This is a genomic window from Atlantibacter sp. (assembly GCF_032062175.1).
Lineage (GTDB): Bacteria > Pseudomonadota > Gammaproteobacteria > Enterobacterales > Enterobacteriaceae > Atlantibacter.
In genome coordinates, this window is the sequence record NZ_DAMBQK010000002.1 from 1 (window position 1) to 18,358 (window position 18,358).

Genomic DNA, 18,358 nt, shown 5'->3' on the forward strand with positions numbered 1-18,358 from the left:
GTCGATGACGGCAGATTTACAGTCTGCTCCCTTTGGCCGCTCGGGAACCCCACCACGGGGTAATGCTTTGTTAATCGCTTCCTGACCGGGAAGCGGGGCGCATCATATCAAATGAAACGCCCCTGTAAAGCTTTCCTTTTTGGAAAATGTGCCGTTTGCGTACTTTTTACCCTTAACGATGGAAAGCTAATCAATACGTTACGGCTTAAAGCAGAATAGTACGGTTGCCGTAAACGAACACCCGCTGCGCCAGCACGTGGTACAGCGCACGGCTTAATACGTTTTTCTCAACGTCTCGGCCAGCGCGCATCATATCTTCCGCCGTGTAGCTGTGATCCACATGAATCACGTCCTGCATAATGATCGGGCCTTCGTCGAGGTTGTCATTCACATAGTGCGCCGTCGCACCGATGATTTTTACGCCGCGCTCATAGGCCTGATGATAGGGACGCGCGCCGATAAATGCCGGCAGGAACGAGTGGTGAATGTTGATAATCTGGTTCGGGAAACGCGCCACAAATTCCGGCGTCAACACGCGCATATATTTCGCCAGTACCACGTAATCCGGCTGATATGATTCGATCGCTTCAGCCATCTTGTCATCGTGCTCTTCGCGGGTCAGCCCTTCGTGGCTAACCAGTTGGAACGGAATGTCGAAACGCTCAACCAGAGTACGCAGTGTATCGTGGTTACCGATCACCGCAGCGATTTCTACATCGAGGCCGCCATAATTGGCTTTCATTAACAGATCGCCCAGACAGTGCGCTTCCTTAGTCACCAGAATCACCACCCGGCGGCGGCCTGCAGGGTTTAACTCACGCAGCGAACCCGGCGGCAGCGCGCCGTCCAGATCGGCCAGCAGCGTGGCGTCGTTGAAAATACCTTCCAGCTCGGTACGCATGAAAAAGCGCCCGGTGCGATGATCGACAAACTCATTGTTCTGCACAATGTTCAGTTCGTGCTTGTAGCAAATATTGGTGATGCGCGCGATTAACCCTTTCTGATCCGGGCAGATGGTGCGCAGTACTTTACGTTGAATTGGTTGCATTACCGGGGAAATCCTGTTGAGTGTCTGCTTATCGAGTGCTGTTAAGGCCTTATTGCCCGCAACACTTTTTAAATTTTTTACCTGACCCGCACGGGCAGGGATCGTTACGTCCGAATTCAGGGCGCTGACCGTCTATATAATACCAGTGGCCGTTTTCGTACAAGAAACGCGAGCGTTCGATGATCGCGCCGTTGCGCTGGTTTTCACGATAACGCGCCACAAAGCTGACAAAGCCTTCGCTTTCACTGCGGCCCGCGGCCTCTTCAAAAATCGTCAGTCCCAGCCACTCCGTGCCCGCGAAACCGGCTTCAATATCGGCGCGGAACTCAGCGGCATGAACGGATGGATGCCAGGTTTTAACCAAATAATCCGCGTTCTTCGTCACAAAAGCACAATAACGAGACCGCATAAGCCGCGCTGGAGTGGGCGCCGCCACGTTTGCACTAATATAAGGCGCGCAACATAGGCTATACTCCAGAGCGCTGCCACAAGGACAAAGCTGCGACAAAGCGTGGCTCCTTGAATAAAAATAAACGGCGTTTATCGCCAGGCGGCTCTATGTTAACTGACTGGCAGCATTGATGCCATGCTGTGAAGAACCGGGGGAGCAATCGAGACGAATGAGAGTAATATTCAGTGAACTGGCTAACACCAGAAGAGTGGACTCGATTGATGCATTAACTGTTTTACGAAACACATTGTTATCAGAGACAGAGCCAACGCTCACACAGGCGGCGCGCCACTCCGGCGGACCGCATTCCAACGATCCCAACGCCCGTCATCGTTCAAATCTCGCGCAGGTGCTTGCCTTCGCGCGGTTTTACCAGGCGTTTCGTCCATTTCTTCGGGATATTCTGACAGGCGATAGCGGCTCGGGCATGCCACTATTTAACTATCGTCAGTCAGAGGTGCTCGCATGACCCAGCCCTTGTCAGGAAAAAAGATTCTTATCGTTGAGGACGAGCCGGTATTCCGCTCGTTGCTGGACTCCTGGTTGGCCTCTTTGGGTGCGATAACCACGGTTGCCGTCGACGGTGTAGAAGCCCTGGAAAAAATGAGCCTGTCCGTGCCGGACCTGCTGATTTGCGACCTCGCCATGCCGCGTATGAACGGGTTGAAGCTGGTTGAGCATGTGCGCAATGAAGGCCATCAACTGCCGATTCTGGTCATTTCCGCGACCGAAAATATGTCCGATATTGCCAAAGCGCTGCGCCTGGGCGTTCAGGATGTGATTTTAAAACCGGTCAAGGATTTAAACCGGCTGCGCGAAACGGTGTTTTCCTGCCTTTATCCCGCCATGTTTAATTCCCGCGTTGAGGAAGAGGAACGGTTATTCCAGGACTGGGACGCGTTGGTCAGCAATCCTCAGGCGGCGGCGACGCTACTCCAGGAATTGCAACCGCCGGTGCAACAAGTGATTTCCCATTGCCGGGTCAACTACCGTCAACTGGTCTCCGCCAATGAGCCAGGAATGGTGCTCGATATTGCACCACTTTCCGATCGCGACCTGGCATTTTATTGCCTCGATGTGACCCGCGCCGGAAATAACGGCGTACTGGCGGCATTATTATTACGCGCGCTGTTTAACGGGCTATTGCAGGAACAACTCTCTCGCCAGAAACAACGCTTGCCGGAGCTGGGGCATTTACTAAGGCAGGTTAATCAGTTGTTGCGCCAGGCGAATTTAACCGGCCAGTTTCCTTTATTAGTCGGTTACTACCATAGCGGATTAAAAAATCTGATATTAGTTTCTGCGGGTCTTAACGCAACGCTTAATACCGGTGAGCAACAAATTCAACTCAGCAACGGTGTCCCTTTAGGCACGTTGGGCAATACTTATTTAAATCAAATTAGCCAGCCGTGCGAAGCATGGCAGTGCCAGATTTGGGGGGCAGGCGGCCGTCTACGATTGATGCTGTCTGCGGAATAACCGTTTGATTTAAAAATGCCAGAATGCTTTTCCTGCCGCGATGAACCCAGTGTTAATATCGCGGCAACTTCTTCATATTAGTCCGAAATTGCCGCGCTTCGGCGTGTTCAGCCCCAACGACGTTTTTATGCTGATATACTCGAACGCGATATTTAATTGACGAACAAGTATAAAACTTGAACGGTTCAGGAGAAATTTACATGGCTGCCATTAATTCCAAAGTGAAAAAAGCAGTAATTCCGGTTGCGGGTCTGGGCACCCGTATGCTGCCTGCAACAAAGGCGATCCCAAAAGAAATGCTGCCTTTGGTTGATAAGCCCCTGATTCAATATGTAGTTAACGAATGTATCGCAGCCGGTATCACCGAGATTGTTCTGGTGACCCACTCTTCTAAAAACTCGATTGAAAACCATTTTGATACCAGTTTCGAACTGGAAGCCATGCTGGAAAAACGCGTTAAGCGTCAGTTGCTGGCAGAGGTGCAATCTATTTGCCCGCCGCACGTCACCATTATGCAGGTGCGTCAGGGTCTGGCGAAAGGTCTGGGCCACGCGGTTATGTGCGCTCATCCGGTAGTTGGCGACGAACCGGTCGCGGTGATCCTGCCGGACGTGATCCTGGATGAATTCGAATCCGATCTGTCCCAGGATAACCTGGCGGAAATGATCCAGCGCTTTGATGAAACCGGTAATAGCCAAATCATGGTGGAGCCTGTTGAAGACGTCACCGCCTATGGCGTGGTGGATTGCAAAGGCGTTGAACTTAGCCCTGGCGATAGCGTGCCGATGGTCGGCATCGTTGAGAAACCGAAAGCGAACGTGGCGCCTTCAAATCTGGCGGTAGTGGGTCGTTACGTGCTTGGCGCGGATATTTGGCCGCTGCTGGCGAAAACCCCTCCAGGCGCGGGCGACGAAATTCAGTTGACCGACTCCATTGCGATGCTGATGGATAAAGAAACCGTCGAAGCCTACCACATGAAAGGCAAAAGCCACGACTGCGGCAACAAACTCGGCTATATGCAGGCATTCGTTGAGTACGGTATTCGTCACAACACCCTGGGCGAGGAATTTAAAACCTGGCTTGAAGGCGCGGTCGGCATTAAGAAATAAGTTTCTCACCGCAGGAAAATGCAATGAAAGTAACCGTATTTGGTATTGGCTATGTTGGCCTGGTACAGGCAGCGGTGCTGGCGGAAGTCGGTCACGATGTGATGTGTATCGATGTGGACGCGCAGAAAGTCGAGAACCTCAAACAGGGTATCATCCCTATTTTTGAGCCTGGCCTGACGCCGCTGGTAAAGAAAAATTATGAAGAAGGACGCCTTCATTTCAGCACCAATGCGAAAGAGGGTGTCGATCACGGGGTGATGCAGTTTATCGCCGTAGGTACGCCGCCGGATGAAGACGGCTCTGCCGATCTGAAATATGTGACTGCCGTGGCGCGCACCATCGCTGAACATATGACGAATCACAAAGTTGTGCTGGATAAATCCACGGTGCCGGTCGGCACGGCGGATAAAGTGCGTAAAGTGATGGCTGACGCGCTGAAAGCGCGCGGCAGTGATTTGGGCTTTGATGTGGTTTCAAACCCCGAGTTCCTGAAAGAAGGCGCGGCGGTATCTGACTGTATGCGTCCTGAGCGCATCGTGATCGGGACCGATAACAACGATGTGGTCGATCTGCTTCGTGAGCTATACGAGCCGTTTAACCGCAATCATGACCGCCTGATTTTAATGGATATCCGCAGCGCAGAGCTGACCAAGTATGCCGCTAACTGCATGCTGGCGACCAAAATCAGCTTTATGAACGAGATTTCCAACCTGGCGGAACGTCTGGGTGCGGATATTGAAAAAGTGCGCCAGGGGATTGGTTCTGATTCGCGCATCGGCTATCACTTCATCTATCCTGGCTGCGGCTATGGCGGCTCCTGCTTCCCGAAAGACGTACAGGCGCTGATCCGTACTGCGGAGCAGATTGGCTATGTACCGCGCATTCTGAAAGCGGTGGAAGAGGTCAATGAAGATCAAAAGATGAAACTCCCTGAGTTCATTACCCGTCATTTCGGCGAGGATCTTCAGGGTAAAACCTTCGCGCTGTGGGGGCTGTCGTTCAAGCCAAACACCGATGATATGCGTGAAGCCTCCAGCCGTGTGTTGATGGAAGAACTCTGGAAGCGCGGGGCAGTCGTCCAGGCGTTCGATCCGGAAGCCATGGATGAAACGCAGCGGATTTATGGGCACCGCGCGGACTTACGTCTGATGGGCACCAAAGAAGCGGCGCTACAGGGTGCAGATGCGTTAGTCATTTGTACTGAATGGCAGGCTTTCCGGGCCCCGGATTTCGATACCATCAAAAAATCATTGAAACAACCGGTTATCTTTGACGGCCGTAATCTGTATGATCCTGTCAGGCTCGATAAGCGCGGCTTTGTTTATTATGCAATTGGCCGTGGAGCATCCATTAATATTGCAGAATAAATGAGGGTCATATGAAATTTCTGGTTACCGGCGCAGCAGGCTTTATCGGTTTTCATGTAAGCGAGCGTCTGCTTGCTGCCGGTCACCAGGTTATCGGTATCGATAACCTGAATGACTACTACGATGTAAACCTCAAACTTGCCCGCCTTGATCTTCTCAAAAAGCATTCCAACTTTCGCTTCGATAAAATAGACCTCGCCGATCGTGAAGCGATGGCGGCGTTATTTTCAGCAGAACAGTTTCAGCGCGTGATTCATCTTGCGGCGCAGGCTGGGGTGAGATATTCGCTTGAGAACCCACATGCGTATGCGGAGGCAAACCTGATTGGCCATTTAAATGTTCTCGAAGGGTGCCGTCACAATAAAGTTGAACATTTATTATACGCCTCATCCAGCTCCGTTTATGGTTTGAACCGTAAAATGCCTTTTTCAACGGAAGATTCAGTCGATCATCCGGTTTCTCTGTATGCGGCTACAAAAAAAGCCAATGAATTAATGTCGCACACTTATTCACACCTTTACGGATTACCCACAACAGGTCTACGCTTTTTTACCGTTTATGGGCCGTGGGGGCGTCCTGATATGGCGCTGTTTAAATTTACCAAAGCGATCATTGAAGGCAAAAGCATCGACGTTTATAACCATGGACAGATGCGCCGCGACTTCACTTATATAGACGATATTGCCGAGGCTATTGTCCGTTTGCAGGATGTTATTCCTGATCCTGATTCTGAATGGACGGTTGAAGAGGGAACCCCGGCGACCAGTTCGGCCCCTTATCGTGTCTACAATATCGGTAATAGCTCGCCGGTAGCGCTAATGGATTATATCTCTGCACTGGAAAAAGCCCTTGGCAAAGAAGCCATTAAGAATATGCTGCCGATGCAGCCTGGCGATGTGCTGGCCACCAGCGCGGATACGCAGGCGTTATATAAGGTTATTGGTTTTAAACCCCATACCTCGGTCGAGGAAGGTGTTCAGCAATTTGTTGACTGGTATAAAAATTTTTATCACGTCGCTAATTAATTACTGAACGTGAATAAAAAAAATCCCGCCTGGGCGGGATTTTTTATTGAGGATGGGAAACTTACTCGTTGATCAGGAAATCGTCGAGTTGTTTGCCTTGCTCTTCGATAGCTTTTTTGATTACTGCCGGCGTACGACCCTGGCCAGTCCAGGTTTTGCTTTCGCCGTTTTCATCGATATAGCTATATTTAGCCGGGCGAGCAGCACGTTTTGCTTTGGCACCCGTTTTAACCGCAGCCATGCTGTTCAGTAATTCATTAGGATCAATACCGTCAGCAATCAGCATTTCACGATATTGCTGTAATTTACGAGTACGCTCTTCGATTTCAGCAGCAGCTGCGCTTTCTTCTTCGCGACGCTCAGATACAACAACTTCTAATTTTTCCAGCATTTCCTCAAGCGTTTCGAGGGTGCATTCTCTTGCCTGCGCACGAAGAGTACGGATGTTGTTCAGAATTTTAAGTGCTTCGCTCATTGTAGTAATCTCAAACTTATATTGGGGGGGTTTGTTGAGCTAATAATAGAGCCTTAATTTAATTTTCGCAATAGGGCGAAATGTAAGGAATTCAAAATTACAGAATATATGTTAGCGGTTCTAAATATTGTCTGGGGCGTTTTTCTTGAACAACCGCACAAAAAAAGCGGGAGTAAGGTAAATTTCAGACAAAATATTGCGTATCGGATAACTAAACTACCGGCTTCGACAGGCCATTATTGCGGCCCCGCATTAATATCATCCTAATGTATTATGGAGTGGCGGATGATGGAAAAATCTAAGGTTTATAAATACATTTAGCGATGCGCTTAATGACGAGGTGTTATTTGAAAAATACTTTCATTTCTTGGGGTTACGCTAATTTTATCATAATCGATTAACCCGCAGCGAACAAAAAATAAACGTGATTTCTTATATAATGACGAAGCGAGCGTAGCAGAAACCACCATGTCAATGGCCTGCCGCGCTGCCTTCACAGAAGAATATGGTACAATCACGCATGATAAAATTACATGACGAACGGAGTGATGCGGCGAATGGCGCAACTATATTTTTACTACTCGGCAATGAATGCAGGTAAGTCTACCGCGCTACTTCAATCCTCGTGGAATTATCAGGAAAGAGGGATGAGGACGCTGGTCTACACCGCAGAGATTGATGACCGCTTCGGCATCGGTAAAGTCACTTCACGTATCGGCCTCTCATCGCCGTCACGGCTTTTTAATCCCGGGACAGACTTATACGCGGATATTCATGCCGAACATCAGCGTGAGGCGATTCATTGCGTTCTGGTGGATGAAAGCCAGTTCCTGACCCGCGAGCAGGTGCATGCACTTTCCGAAGTGGTCGATAATTTGGATATTCCTGTGCTGTGTTACGGGTTACGCACCGATTTCCGTGGGGAATTATTTTGCGGAAGCCAATATTTACTGGCCTGGTCCGATAAGCTGGTGGAGCTGAAAACGATTTGCTATTGCGGTCGTAAGGCCAGCATGGTGTTGCGTTTAGACCAGCACGGTAAGCCTTATAATGAAGGTGAACAGGTAGTGATAGGGGGCAATGAGCGTTACGTCTCGGTGTGCCGTAAGCATTATAAAATCGCTCTGGCGACAGGCTCTCTGAAAGAAATCCAGAATAAATAATGACTGTTGCCGTTACTGTTAAGTAACAAGATAAAAAACCCGCCATCAAGGCGGGTTTTTTATTATTGCCGTAACAATCAGGCAGACTTTTTAGCTTTTTTCTCAGCTTTCACTGGCGCCACAACGGCGTCTTTCTTCGCGACGTCGCCTTCACTGAATTCGCGACCGTAGAAAGTATCCATCAGAATCTGTTTCAGTTCGGAGATCAGCGGATAACGCGGGTTCGCGCCGGTGCACTGGTCATCGAAAGCATCTTCAGACAGTTTGTCTACGTGGGCCAGGAAGTCCGCTTCCTGCACGCCAGCTTCACGGATTGACTTCGGAATACCCAATTCAGCTTTGATGCTTTCCAGCCATGCCAGCAGTTTCTCGATTTTCGCAGCGGTGCGGTCGCCCGGCGCGCTCAGACCTAAATGGTCAGCGATTTCTGCATAGCGACGGCGCGCCTGCGGACGGTCGTACTGGCTGAATGCCGTCTGCTTGGTCGGGTTGTCGTTGGCGTTATAACGGATTACGTTGCAAATCAGCAGGGCGTTAGCGAGGCCGTGCGGAATATGGAACTGAGAACCCAGCTTATGCGCCATAGAGTGGCAAACACCCAGGAAGGCGTTAGCAAATGCAATACCGGCAATGGTTGCTGCACTGTGTACACGCTCACGCGCTACCGGGTTTTTAGACCCTTCATGGTAGGACGCCGGCAGGTTTTCTTTCAGCAGTTTCAGGGCTTGCAGCGCCTGGCCGTCAGAGAACTCGCTCGCCAGTACCGACACATAAGCTTCCAGGGCATGAGTCACCGCATCCAGGCCGCCGAAGGCGCACAGGGATTTCGGCATCTCCATCACCAGGTTAGCATCGACAATCGCCATATCCGGGGTCAGCGCGTAGTCTGCCAGCGGATATTTCTGACCGGTTGCATCATCGGTCACTACTGCGAACGGCGTGACTTCAGAACCGGTACCTGAAGTGGTGGTGACGGCGATCATTTTCGCTTTCACGCCCATTTTCGGGAACTTGTAGATACGCTTACGGATGTCCATAAAGCGCAGCGCCAGTTCTTCGAAGTGGGTTTCCGGGTGCTCATACATAACCCACATGATTTTCGCAGCGTCCATCGGGGAACCGCCACCCAGCGCGATGATCACGTCAGGTTTGAAGGAGTTCGCCAGCTCTGCGCCTTTACGTACCACAGACAGCGTTGGGTCAGCTTCAACTTCAAAGAATACTTCAACTTCAACGCCGGCAGCTTTCAGAACAGATGTGATCTGGTCAGCATAACCATTGTTGAACAGGAAGCGGTCGGTCACGATAAGCGCACGTTTGTGGCCGTCGGTAATCACTTCATCCAGCGCGATAGGCAGAGAGCCACGGCGGAAGTAGATAGATTTCGGAAGTTTGTGCCACAACATGTTTTCTGCTCGCTTGGCCACGGTTTTCTTGTTGATCAGGTGCTTCGGACCCACGTTTTCAGAGATGGAGTTACCACCCCAGGAACCACAACCCAGCGTCAGAGAAGGCGCCAGTTTGAAGTTGTACAGGTCACCGATACCACCCTGTGAAGCCGGGGTGTTGATCAGAATACGGGCAGTTTTCATCTTGTTGCCAAACAGGCGAACGCGTTCCGGCTGGTTATCCTGGTCGGTATACAAGCAAGAGGTGTGGCCGATACCGCCCATTTCTACCAGTTTTTCCGCCTTGATCACCGCGTCGTCGAAATCTTTCGCGCGGTACATTGCCAGGGTCGGAGACAGTTTTTCGTGGGCGAACGGTTCAGATTCGTCAACAACAGTCACTTCGCCGATCAGAATTTTGGTATCTGCCGGTACGGTGAAGCCTGCCAGTTCAGCGATTTTGGTTGCTGGCTGGCCTACGATGGCGGCGTTCAGCGCGCCATTTTTCAGGATAATGTCCTGAACGGCTTTCAGTTCGCTGCCCTGCAACATATAGCCGCCGTGGGTGGCGAAACGCTCACGCACTGCGTCATACACGGAATCGACGACCACAACGGACTGCTCGGAAGCACAGATAACGCCGTTGTCGAAGGTTTTAGACATCAGAACGGAAGCCACAGCACGTTTGATATCGGCAGTTTCGTCGATCACAACCGGGGTGTTGCCCGCGCCTACGCCGATAGCAGGTTTACCGGAGCTGTACGCCGCTTTCACCATGCCTGGGCCGCCAGTCGCCAGGATCATATTGATATCCGGGTGATGCATCAGGGCGTTGGACAGTTCCACAGAAGGCTGATCGATCCAGCCGATAAGATCTTTCGGCGCGCCGGCAGCGATAGCAGCCTGCAGCACGATATCTGCCGCTTTGTTGGTGGCATCTTTGGCACGCGGGTGCGGAGAGAAGATGATACCGTTGCGGGTTTTCAGGCTGATTAAAGACTTAAAGATTGCGGTAGAGGTTGGGTTAGTTGTCGGAACAATACCGCAAATAATACCAATGGGTTCAGCGATGGTAATGGTTCCGAAGGTGTCGTCTTCAGACAGCACACCGCAGGTTTTCTCATCTTTATAGGCGTTGTAGATATACTCAGAAGCGAAGTGGTTTTTAATCACTTTATCTTCTACGATACCCATTCCGGATTCGGCAACGGCCAGTTTCGCGAGGGGGATTCGAGCATCAGCGGCGGCCAGGGCGGCGGCGCGGAAGATCTTGTCTACTTGCTCTTGAGTGAAGTTGGCATATTCACGCTGGGCTTTTTTTACGCGCTCGACGAGGGCGTTAAGTTCAGCGACGTTGGTAACAGCCATAAATGCTCTCCTGATAATGTTAAACTCTTTTAGTAAATCAGCTGTTCGACACGTCAGTATAGTCAGCATGAAACAGCTTGGGTAAAGACAGTATGTAACGCCACGCTACTACTTATTATCTACTGATTTACTAAAAGAGCCTTACCTGAAACACCACTAATATATGATGTTGTTATCAATTGGGGCGTAATCAAGAGTACCCACTTCTGAGTAGAAAATGTGTGATCTGGATCAATTATTCTCAATGCTGACACCTTTCAGCAGGGCTTTTTCGTGGAGAGTTGTTAACAAAATAATACTGATTACAACACGCAAATATTAAAGTTCCATGAATACAACACATGTATAACACAGATGAATAATTCCATCATTATGAAATTATTCAGATAAATGTGCTGTGAAAGAGCGTGACGGCAGTTGAGGTTTTCCATTACATTACGCAAGCCACAACTACCCCCTGAAATGCGGAGCTCCCCGTGATGCAGTCGTTTTTTGATTTGCCGACCTATTTTAAATTTTTTATAGGATTATTTGCGTTGGTCAACCCGGTGGGCATTATCCCGGTGTTTATTAGCATGACCAGCTATCAGACGGCGGCGGCGCGCAATAAAACCAATCTTACGGCAAACCTGTCGGTGGCGATTATTTTATGGACTTCGCTGTTCCTCGGCGACGGTATTCTGCAAATATTCGGCATTTCTATTGATTCGTTTCGTATTGCGGGTGGCATCCTTGTGGTGACCATCGCCATGTCGATGATTAGCGGCAAGCTCGGCGAAGATAAGCAAAACAAGCAGGAAAAATCAGAAACCGCCATCCGTGAAAGCATTGGCGTTGTGCCGCTTGCCCTGCCGTTAATGGCGGGACCGGGGGCGATCAGTTCGACTATCGTATGGGGCACCCGATTCCATTCCATTTCGCATCTGATCGGTTTTTCGGTCGCCATTGCGCTGTTCGCTTTATGTTGTTGGGGCGTGTTTCGCCTGGCTCCCTGGCTGGTGAGGTTATTAGGGCAAACCGGTATTAACGTCATTACTCGTATTATGGGATTACTGTTAATGGCGTTGGGTATCGAATTTATTGTCACCGGTATAAGAGCGCTTTTTCCCGGGCTGGTCTCCTGAATCACTTTCATTTGAAAAAAGGCGAAGCAGAGCTTCGCTTTTTTTGAAATTTTACTCGCATTATTGCAAAACCCTCCAATCATCTTCCCTTGCATAATAAAAAGTAATGGTTAATAAAAGCATTGCTTTTCAATGAATTAAAAATAGTTTTGATGGCTTCTGATTATTTCTTCTCCGCCTGAGCTGTTATTTCTCTCACAATCAACTCTGATACTTGCTGCAACATTATTGAAATGATATTAGTAATTTTGTGGCTATCGTAGCGTAATCTGCTAAAAAATAGTCAGTTGTTAAATTTATGCAAAATATCTGATATTGGTGTTCACGATACCGTAATTATTAGTATAAATATAGCAACTAATTGATTAAGAAAGATTTTTATGAGATTTTGTGTGGTTTTGCGCTCACCTGTCTTCCAGATTGCGCATTCCAAAAGAGAAACGCTTAACAAATTTGCAAATTATATTGGCGCGGGTGGAATGCATTTGGTACTTTCCGGCCAAAACATTCGCGGGCTCAGTATCTACAGAGTCAGGTCGCTGGGTAACAAATCCGCCGATAACGAAGAAGTAAAAAAAAACATCTGGCAGCGGCTATTCACTCCTGCGCTGTACAGAACTCCCTGAGGGAAAAACAGGCCGTAAAAAGGTCTTCATTATAACGAGTGGAGTAACAACACAATGTCCATCATCACAACAAGAAGTCTGGTTGCAGCAGGTATTTTATCAGCGCTAATCGCAGGTTCGGCAATGGCTGCCGACGTGCCGGCGGGCGTTCAACTGGCAGAAAAGCAAACGCTGGTGCGTAATAACGGTTCGGAAGTGCAGTCGCTTGACCCGCATAAAATCGAGGGCGTGCCGGAGTCGAACGTTAACCGCGATCTGTTTGAAAACTTATTGATTACCGGCCCGGATGGCCATCCAAAGGCTGGTGTAGCGGAATCCTGGGATAATAAAGATTTCAAAGTCTGGACGTTCCATCTGCGTAAAGACGCGAAATGGTCCAACGGCGACCCGGTTACCGCGCAGGACTTCGTGTACAGCTGGCAACGTCTGGCCGATCCGAAAACTGCCTCTCCTTATGAAAGTTATCTGCAATACGGCCACATCGCCAATATTGATGAGATCATCGCCGGTAAAAAACCTTCAACTGAGCTGGGCGTGAAGGCGATTGACGACAACACGCTGGAAGTCACCTTAAGCGAGCCGGTTCCCTATTTCTATAAGCTGCTGGTTCACTCATCCATGGCCCCGGTCCCTAAAGCCGTGGTAGAAAAATTTGGTGAAAAATGGACCCAGCCTGCCAATATCGTGTCTAACGGCGCGTATAAGTTAACCAATTGGGTAGTCAACGAAAAAATGGTGCTGGAGCGTAATACCCACTACTGGGATAACGCCAAAACCGTCATCGACCAGGTCACCTATCTGCCGATTTCTTCGGAAGTCACTGACGTAAACCGCTACCGCAGCGGCGAAATTGACATGACGTATAACAACATGCCAATTGAACTGTTCCAGAAACTGAAAAAAGAGATCCCCAACGAAGTTCACGTCGACCCCTATCTGTGCACCTATTACTACGAAATCAACAACCAGAAAGCGCCGTTTAACGATCCGCGCGTTCGCGCCGCGCTGAAGCTGGGTCTCGACCGCGACATTATCGTTAATAAAGTGAAAAACCAGGGCGATTTGCCAGCCTTCGGCTATACCCCGCCTTATACCGATGGCGCGAACTTTACCAAGCCGGAGTGGTTTGGCTGGACGCAAGAGAAGCGTAACGAAGAAGCACGTAAACTGTTAGCCGAAGCGGGTTACACCAAAGATAAGCCGCTGACCTTCAACCTGCTGTACAACACCTCCGATCTGCATAAGAAACTGGCCATCGCCGTGTCGTCAATCTGGCAGAAAAACATTGGCGTCAACGTCAAGCTGGAAAACCAGGAGTGGAAAACCTTCCTGGATACCCGTCATCAGGGCAACTATGACGTAGCACGTGCTGGCTGGTGTGCGGATTACAACGAACCGACGTCGTTCCTGAATACCATGATGTCTACGAGTTCAAACAACACCGCGCATTATAAGAGCGATGCGTTTGACAAGATTATGGATGAAGCGATTAAGGCCACCGACGAGGCGCAGCGTACCGAGTTTTATAACAAGGCTGAGCAACAGCTGGATAAAGATTCGGTCATTGCGCCGGTGTTCTATTACGTGAACGCCCGCCTGGTGAAACCCTGGGTCGGTGGTTATACCGGTAAAGACCCGCTCGATAATATCTATGTGAAAGATCTGTATATTATCAAACATTAATGGCAATGCGTGGGGCAGGGACGGACGTTGTTTTTGAATAAACGGTTTTCCTTGCCCCACTGTGTCTGTTTTTAGCGCACTACAAAGGCACACGCCAGAAGGTACGGGCAATGTTAAAATTCATTCTACGTCGTTGTCTGGAAGCGATTCCGACGCTATTTATTCTTATTACGATTTCCTTTTTTATGATGCGTCTCGCGCCGGGGAGTCCGTTTACCGGCGAGCGCACCCTCCCGCCAGAGGTCATGGCGAATATTGAAGCAAAATACCATCTGAACGATCCCATCCTGACCCAGTACTTCAGTTATCTGAAGCAACTGGCGCACGGGGATTTCGGCCCATCGTTTAAATATAAAGATTATTCGGTTAACGACCTGGTCGCGACGTCGTTTCCGGTGTCCGCCAAACTGGGCGCAGCCGCATTTTTCCTGGCGGTGTTTTTAGGCGTCAGCGCGGGGGTGATTGCGGCGCTGAAGCAAAACACCCGATGGGATTATACGGTGATGGGCTTCGCCATGACCGGGGTAGTGATACCCAGCTTTGTGGTGGCACCATTGCTGGTCTTGATCTTCGCCATTACGCTGAAGTGGCTGCCGGGCGGCGGCTGGAACGGCGGGGCGCTGAAATTTATGATCCTGCCGATGGTGGCGCTGTCGCTGGCCTACATCGCCAGCATTGCGCGTATCACCCGGGGTTCGATGATTGAAGTCCTGCACTCTAACTTTATTCGTACCGCCCGGGCCAAAGGCCTGCCGATGCGCCGCATCGTGCTGCGTCACGCCCTGAAGCCCGCCTTGTTGCCGGTGCTCTCCTATATGGGGCCCGCGTTTGTAGGGATCATTACCGGTTCGATGGTTATTGAAACGATTTATGGCCTGCCGGGTATCGGCCAACTGTTCGTTAATGGCGCACTGAACCGCGATTACTCGCTGGTGCTGAGCCTGACCATTCTGGTAGGCGCGCTGACGATCCTGTTCAATGCCGTGGTTGATGTGCTGTACGCCGTCATCGACCCGAAAATCCGTTATTAACGCTGAGGTACGCCATGATGTTGAGTAAGAAAAACAGCGAGGCGCTGGAAAACTTCAGTGAAAAGCTGGACGTGGAAGGCCGCAGCCTGTGGCAGGACGCGCGCCGTCGTTTTATGCATAACCGGGCGGCGCTGGCCAGCCTGGTGGTGCTGTTGTTGATTGCCCTGTTCGTCACCCTGGCACCGATGCTGTCGCAGTTTACCTACTTTGATACCGACTGGGGCATGATGTCGAGCGCACCGGATAGGGAGTCCGGCCACTATTTCGGCACTGACTCATCGGGGCGCGATTTGCTGGTGCGCGTCGCTATCGGCGGGCGCATTTCGTTGATGGTAGGGATTGCCGCCGCGCTGGTGGCGGTGCTGTTGGGTACGCTTTACGGTTCGCTGTCGGGCTATCTCGGCGGGAAAGTCGACTCGGTGATGATGCGCTTGCTGGAAATACTTAACTCATTCCCGTTTATGTTCTTCGTGATCCTGCTGGTGACCTTCTTTGGACAAAACATCCTGCTGATCTTCGTTGCTATCGGCATGGTGTCCTGGCTGGATATGGCGCGTATTGTGCGCGGCCAGACGTTAAGCCTGAAGCGCAAAGAATTCATTGAAGCTGCCCAGGTTGGCGGCGTCTCTACGGCAAATATCGTCGTTCGCCATATCGTGCCGAACGTATTGGGCGTGGTGGTGGTGTATGCCTCACTGCTGGTGCCGAGCATGATCCTGTTTGAATCTTTTCTGAGCTTTCTCGGTTTAGGTACCCAGGAGCCGTTAAGCAGCTGGGGCGCATTGCTGAGCGATGGGGCGAACTCGATGGAAGTTTCTCCGTGGCTGCTGCTGTTCCCGGCCGGTTTTCTGGTGATTACTTTGTTCTGTTTTAACTTTATCGGCGATGGCCTGCGTGATGCCCTCGATCCGAAAGATCGCTAAGGAGCGCCCTGATGAGCACCCATGAACAGGCTATGAGCCAGGCGCTGTTAGACGTTAAAGATTTACGTGTGACGTTCAGCACCCCGGACGGTGACGTAACGGCGGTCAACGATCTCAACTTCAGCCTCAACGCGGGCGAGACGCTGGGCATTGTCGGTGAATCCGGCTCCGGTAAATCACAAACCGCGTTTGCGCTAATGGGCCTTTTAGCGGCCAATGGCCGTATCGGCGGTTCCGCTACCTTTAACGGCAGAGAAATTCTGAACCTGCCGGAACGCGAGCTTAACCGCCTGCGCGCCGAGCAAATCTCGATGATTTTCCAGGATCCGATGACCTCGCTGAACCCCTATATGCGGGTAGGTGAGCAGTTGATGGAAGTGCTGATGCTGCATAAGGGCTTGGGCAAAGCGGAAGCGTTCGAAGAGTCGGTGCGCATGCTGGATGCGGTGAAAATGCCGGAATCCCGCAAGCGGATGCGCATGTTCCCGCACGAGTTTTCCGGCGGGATGCGCCAGCGCGTGATGATCGCGATGGCCTTGCTGTGCCGTCCAAAACTGCTGATTGCCGATGAGCCGACAACGGCGCTGGATGTCACGGTACAGGCGCAAATCATGACGCTGCTGAACGACCTGAAGCGCGAATTTAACACCGCCATCATCATGATCACCCACGATCTCGGCGTGGTAGCGGGGATTTGCGACAAAGTGCTGGTGATGTACGCCGGGCGCACCATGGAATATGGCCGCGCGCGCGATGTGTTCTACCAGCCAGCGCATCCGTACTCTATCGGTTTGATTAATGCGGTTCCGCGCCTTGATGCCGAAGGGGAGTCGCTGATGACTATTCCCGGCAACCCGCCGAACCTGCTGCGTCTGCCGAAGGGTTGCCCGTTCCAGCCGCGCTGTCCGCATGCTATGGAGATTTGCAACACCATGCCGCCGTTGGAGCGATTTGCCGAAGGGCGTTTGCGCGCCTGCTTTAAACCGGTGGAGGAACTGGTATGAACGCTGTGACTGAGGAAAGAAAAGTTCTGCTGGAAATCGCCGATCTTAAAGTGCATTTCGAGATCAAAGACGGCAAACAGTGGTTCTGGCAGCCGCCGAAAACCCTGAAAGCGGTGGATGGCGTTACTCTGCGTTTGTACGAAGGCGAAACGCTGGGCGTGGTCGGGGAATCTGGCTGCGGTAAATCTACCTTCGCGCGGGCGATTATTGGTCTGGTTAAAGCCACCAGCGGCCGCGTGGCGTGGCTCGGTAAAGACCTGATGGGGTTAAACCCGCAGGAATGGCGCGACGTGCGCAGTGATATCCAGATGATTTTCCAGGATCCGCTGGCGTCACTGAACCCGCGTATGAATATTGGCGATATCATTGCCGAACCGCTGCGCACCTATCATCCGAAAATGCCGCGCCAGGAAGTGCAGGACCGCGTGAAAGCTATGATGATGAAAGTGGGACTGTTGCCGAACTTGATTAACCGCTACCCGCACGAGTTTTCCGGCGGCCAGTGCCAGCGTATCGGCATTGCGCGCGCGTTGATCCTTGAGCCGAAGCTGATTATCTGCGACGAGCCGGTTTCCGCGCTGGATGTGTCGATTCAGGCGCAGGTGGTAAACCTGCTTCAGAAACTGCAACGCGAAATGGGATTGTCGCTGATTTTTATCGCTCACGACCTGGCGGTGGTGAAACATATTTCCGATCGCGTTCTGGTGATGTACCTGGGCCATGCGGTAGAGCTTGGCACTTATGACGAGGTTTACCACAATCCGCTGCACCCCTATACCAAAGCGCTGATGTCGGCGGTGCCGATCCCCGACCCGGACCTGGAGAGAGATAAGCAAATTCAACTGCTGGAAGGGGAATTACCGTCGCCGATTAATCCGCCGTCGGGCTGCGTGTTCCGCACCCGTTGCCCGATTGCCGGGCCGGAATGCGCGAAAACCCGTCCGATGCTGGAAGGCAGCTTCCGTCATGCGGTTTCCTGTCTGAAGGTTGACCCGCTGTAAGGGCCAGCCGGGTGTTTATCTGAAGCCATAAATATCAAGACCGCTTTCCGGCGTTATGCCAGGATCTCAGGGCCAGCAATCGCTGGCCTTTTT

General features: G+C 51.1%; 15 protein-coding genes. 11 read left to right on the forward strand and 4 right to left on the reverse strand.

Going from position 1 to position 18,358, the window contains the following annotated elements; translation table 11 throughout:
- Positions 1-205: 205 nt before the first annotated feature.
- Together purU and RT120_RS02225 are read right to left on the reverse strand one after the other, a co-directional pair.
- Positions 206-1,048 (reverse strand): formyltetrahydrofolate deformylase, encoded by an 843-nt coding sequence (gene purU / locus RT120_RS02220; RefSeq protein WP_312978838.1) that lies wholly within the window; start codon positions 1,046-1,048, stop codon positions 206-208.
- Positions 1,049-1,097: 49 nt separating this feature from the next.
- Positions 1,098-1,556 (reverse strand): YchJ family protein, encoded by a 459-nt coding sequence (locus RT120_RS02225; RefSeq protein WP_312978839.1) that lies wholly within the window; start codon positions 1,554-1,556, stop codon positions 1,098-1,100.
- A gap of 408 nt (positions 1,557-1,964) precedes the next feature.
- Here RT120_RS02225 and rssB point away from each other — a divergent pair, with 408 nt between their 5' ends.
- From rssB to RT120_RS02245, 4 genes are all read left to right on the forward strand, one after another.
- Positions 1,965-2,978: a two-component system response regulator RssB gene (gene rssB / locus RT120_RS02230; protein WP_312978841.1), complete on the forward strand. Its 1,014-nt coding sequence runs from the start codon at positions 1,965-1,967 to the stop codon at positions 2,976-2,978.
- A gap of 200 nt (positions 2,979-3,178) precedes the next feature.
- Positions 3,179-4,087 (forward strand): UTP--glucose-1-phosphate uridylyltransferase GalU, encoded by a 909-nt coding sequence (galU, locus tag RT120_RS02235; protein ID WP_312978844.1) that lies wholly within the window; start codon positions 3,179-3,181, stop codon positions 4,085-4,087.
- A gap of 23 nt (positions 4,088-4,110) precedes the next feature.
- Positions 4,111-5,454, forward strand: a complete 1,344-nt coding sequence (locus RT120_RS02240) for a UDP-glucose/GDP-mannose dehydrogenase family protein (RefSeq protein ID WP_312978847.1) — start codon at positions 4,111-4,113, stop codon at positions 5,452-5,454.
- Between the two features lie 11 nt (positions 5,455-5,465).
- On the forward strand, positions 5,466-6,479 hold the full coding sequence (locus tag RT120_RS02245) for an NAD-dependent epimerase (RefSeq protein WP_312978849.1): 1,014 nt from the start codon (positions 5,466-5,468) through the stop codon (positions 6,477-6,479).
- 61 nt (positions 6,480-6,540) lie between these two features.
- On the opposite strand, the gene hns is transcribed toward RT120_RS02245, so the two are convergent.
- A complete protein-coding gene (gene hns / locus RT120_RS02250; RefSeq protein WP_125294334.1) occupies positions 6,541-6,954 on the reverse strand; it encodes a histone-like nucleoid-structuring protein H-NS in 414 nt (137 codons plus the stop codon).
- 557 nt (positions 6,955-7,511) lie between these two features.
- On the opposite strand from hns, the gene tdk reads away from it, so the two are divergent.
- On the forward strand, positions 7,512-8,117 hold the full coding sequence (tdk, locus tag RT120_RS02255) for a thymidine kinase (protein ID WP_312978851.1): 606 nt from the start codon (positions 7,512-7,514) through the stop codon (positions 8,115-8,117).
- A 77-nt stretch (positions 8,118-8,194) separates the two neighbouring features.
- On the opposite strand, the gene adhE is transcribed toward tdk, so the two are convergent.
- A complete protein-coding gene (gene adhE, locus RT120_RS02260; protein ID WP_312978854.1) occupies positions 8,195-10,873 on the reverse strand; it encodes a bifunctional acetaldehyde-CoA/alcohol dehydrogenase in 2,679 nt (892 codons plus the stop codon).
- 476 nt (positions 10,874-11,349) lie between these two features.
- Here adhE and RT120_RS02265 point away from each other — a divergent pair, with 476 nt between their 5' ends.
- From RT120_RS02265 to oppF, 6 genes are all read left to right on the forward strand, one after another.
- Complete coding sequence (locus RT120_RS02265; RefSeq protein WP_312978856.1) at positions 11,350-11,997, forward strand: YchE family NAAT transporter; 648 nt, start codon at positions 11,350-11,352, stop codon at positions 11,995-11,997.
- A 680-nt stretch (positions 11,998-12,677) separates the two neighbouring features.
- Complete coding sequence (gene oppA / locus RT120_RS02270; protein ID WP_312978859.1) at positions 12,678-14,306, forward strand: oligopeptide ABC transporter substrate-binding protein OppA; 1,629 nt, start codon at positions 12,678-12,680, stop codon at positions 14,304-14,306.
- Between the two features lie 110 nt (positions 14,307-14,416).
- The gene (gene oppB, locus RT120_RS02275; RefSeq protein ID WP_312978862.1) at positions 14,417-15,337 is read left to right on the forward strand and encodes an oligopeptide ABC transporter permease OppB; all 921 of its coding nucleotides are present in this window, start codon (positions 14,417-14,419) and stop codon (positions 15,335-15,337) included.
- 14 nt (positions 15,338-15,351) lie between these two features.
- Positions 15,352-16,260, forward strand: a complete 909-nt coding sequence (gene oppC, locus RT120_RS02280; RefSeq protein ID WP_312978865.1) for an oligopeptide ABC transporter permease OppC — start codon at positions 15,352-15,354, stop codon at positions 16,258-16,260.
- Positions 16,261-16,271: 11 nt separating this feature from the next.
- Positions 16,272-17,264, forward strand: coding sequence for an ABC transporter ATP-binding protein (locus RT120_RS02285; protein WP_312978868.1), 993 nt, complete (start codon positions 16,272-16,274; stop codon positions 17,262-17,264).
- Entirely contained in the window at positions 17,261-18,265 is a 1,005-nt protein-coding gene (gene oppF, locus RT120_RS02290) for a murein tripeptide/oligopeptide ABC transporter ATP binding protein OppF (protein WP_312978871.1), read from the forward strand. The genes RT120_RS02285 and oppF overlap by 4 nt, the downstream gene beginning before the upstream one ends.
- Positions 18,266-18,358: the final 93 nt, after the last annotated feature.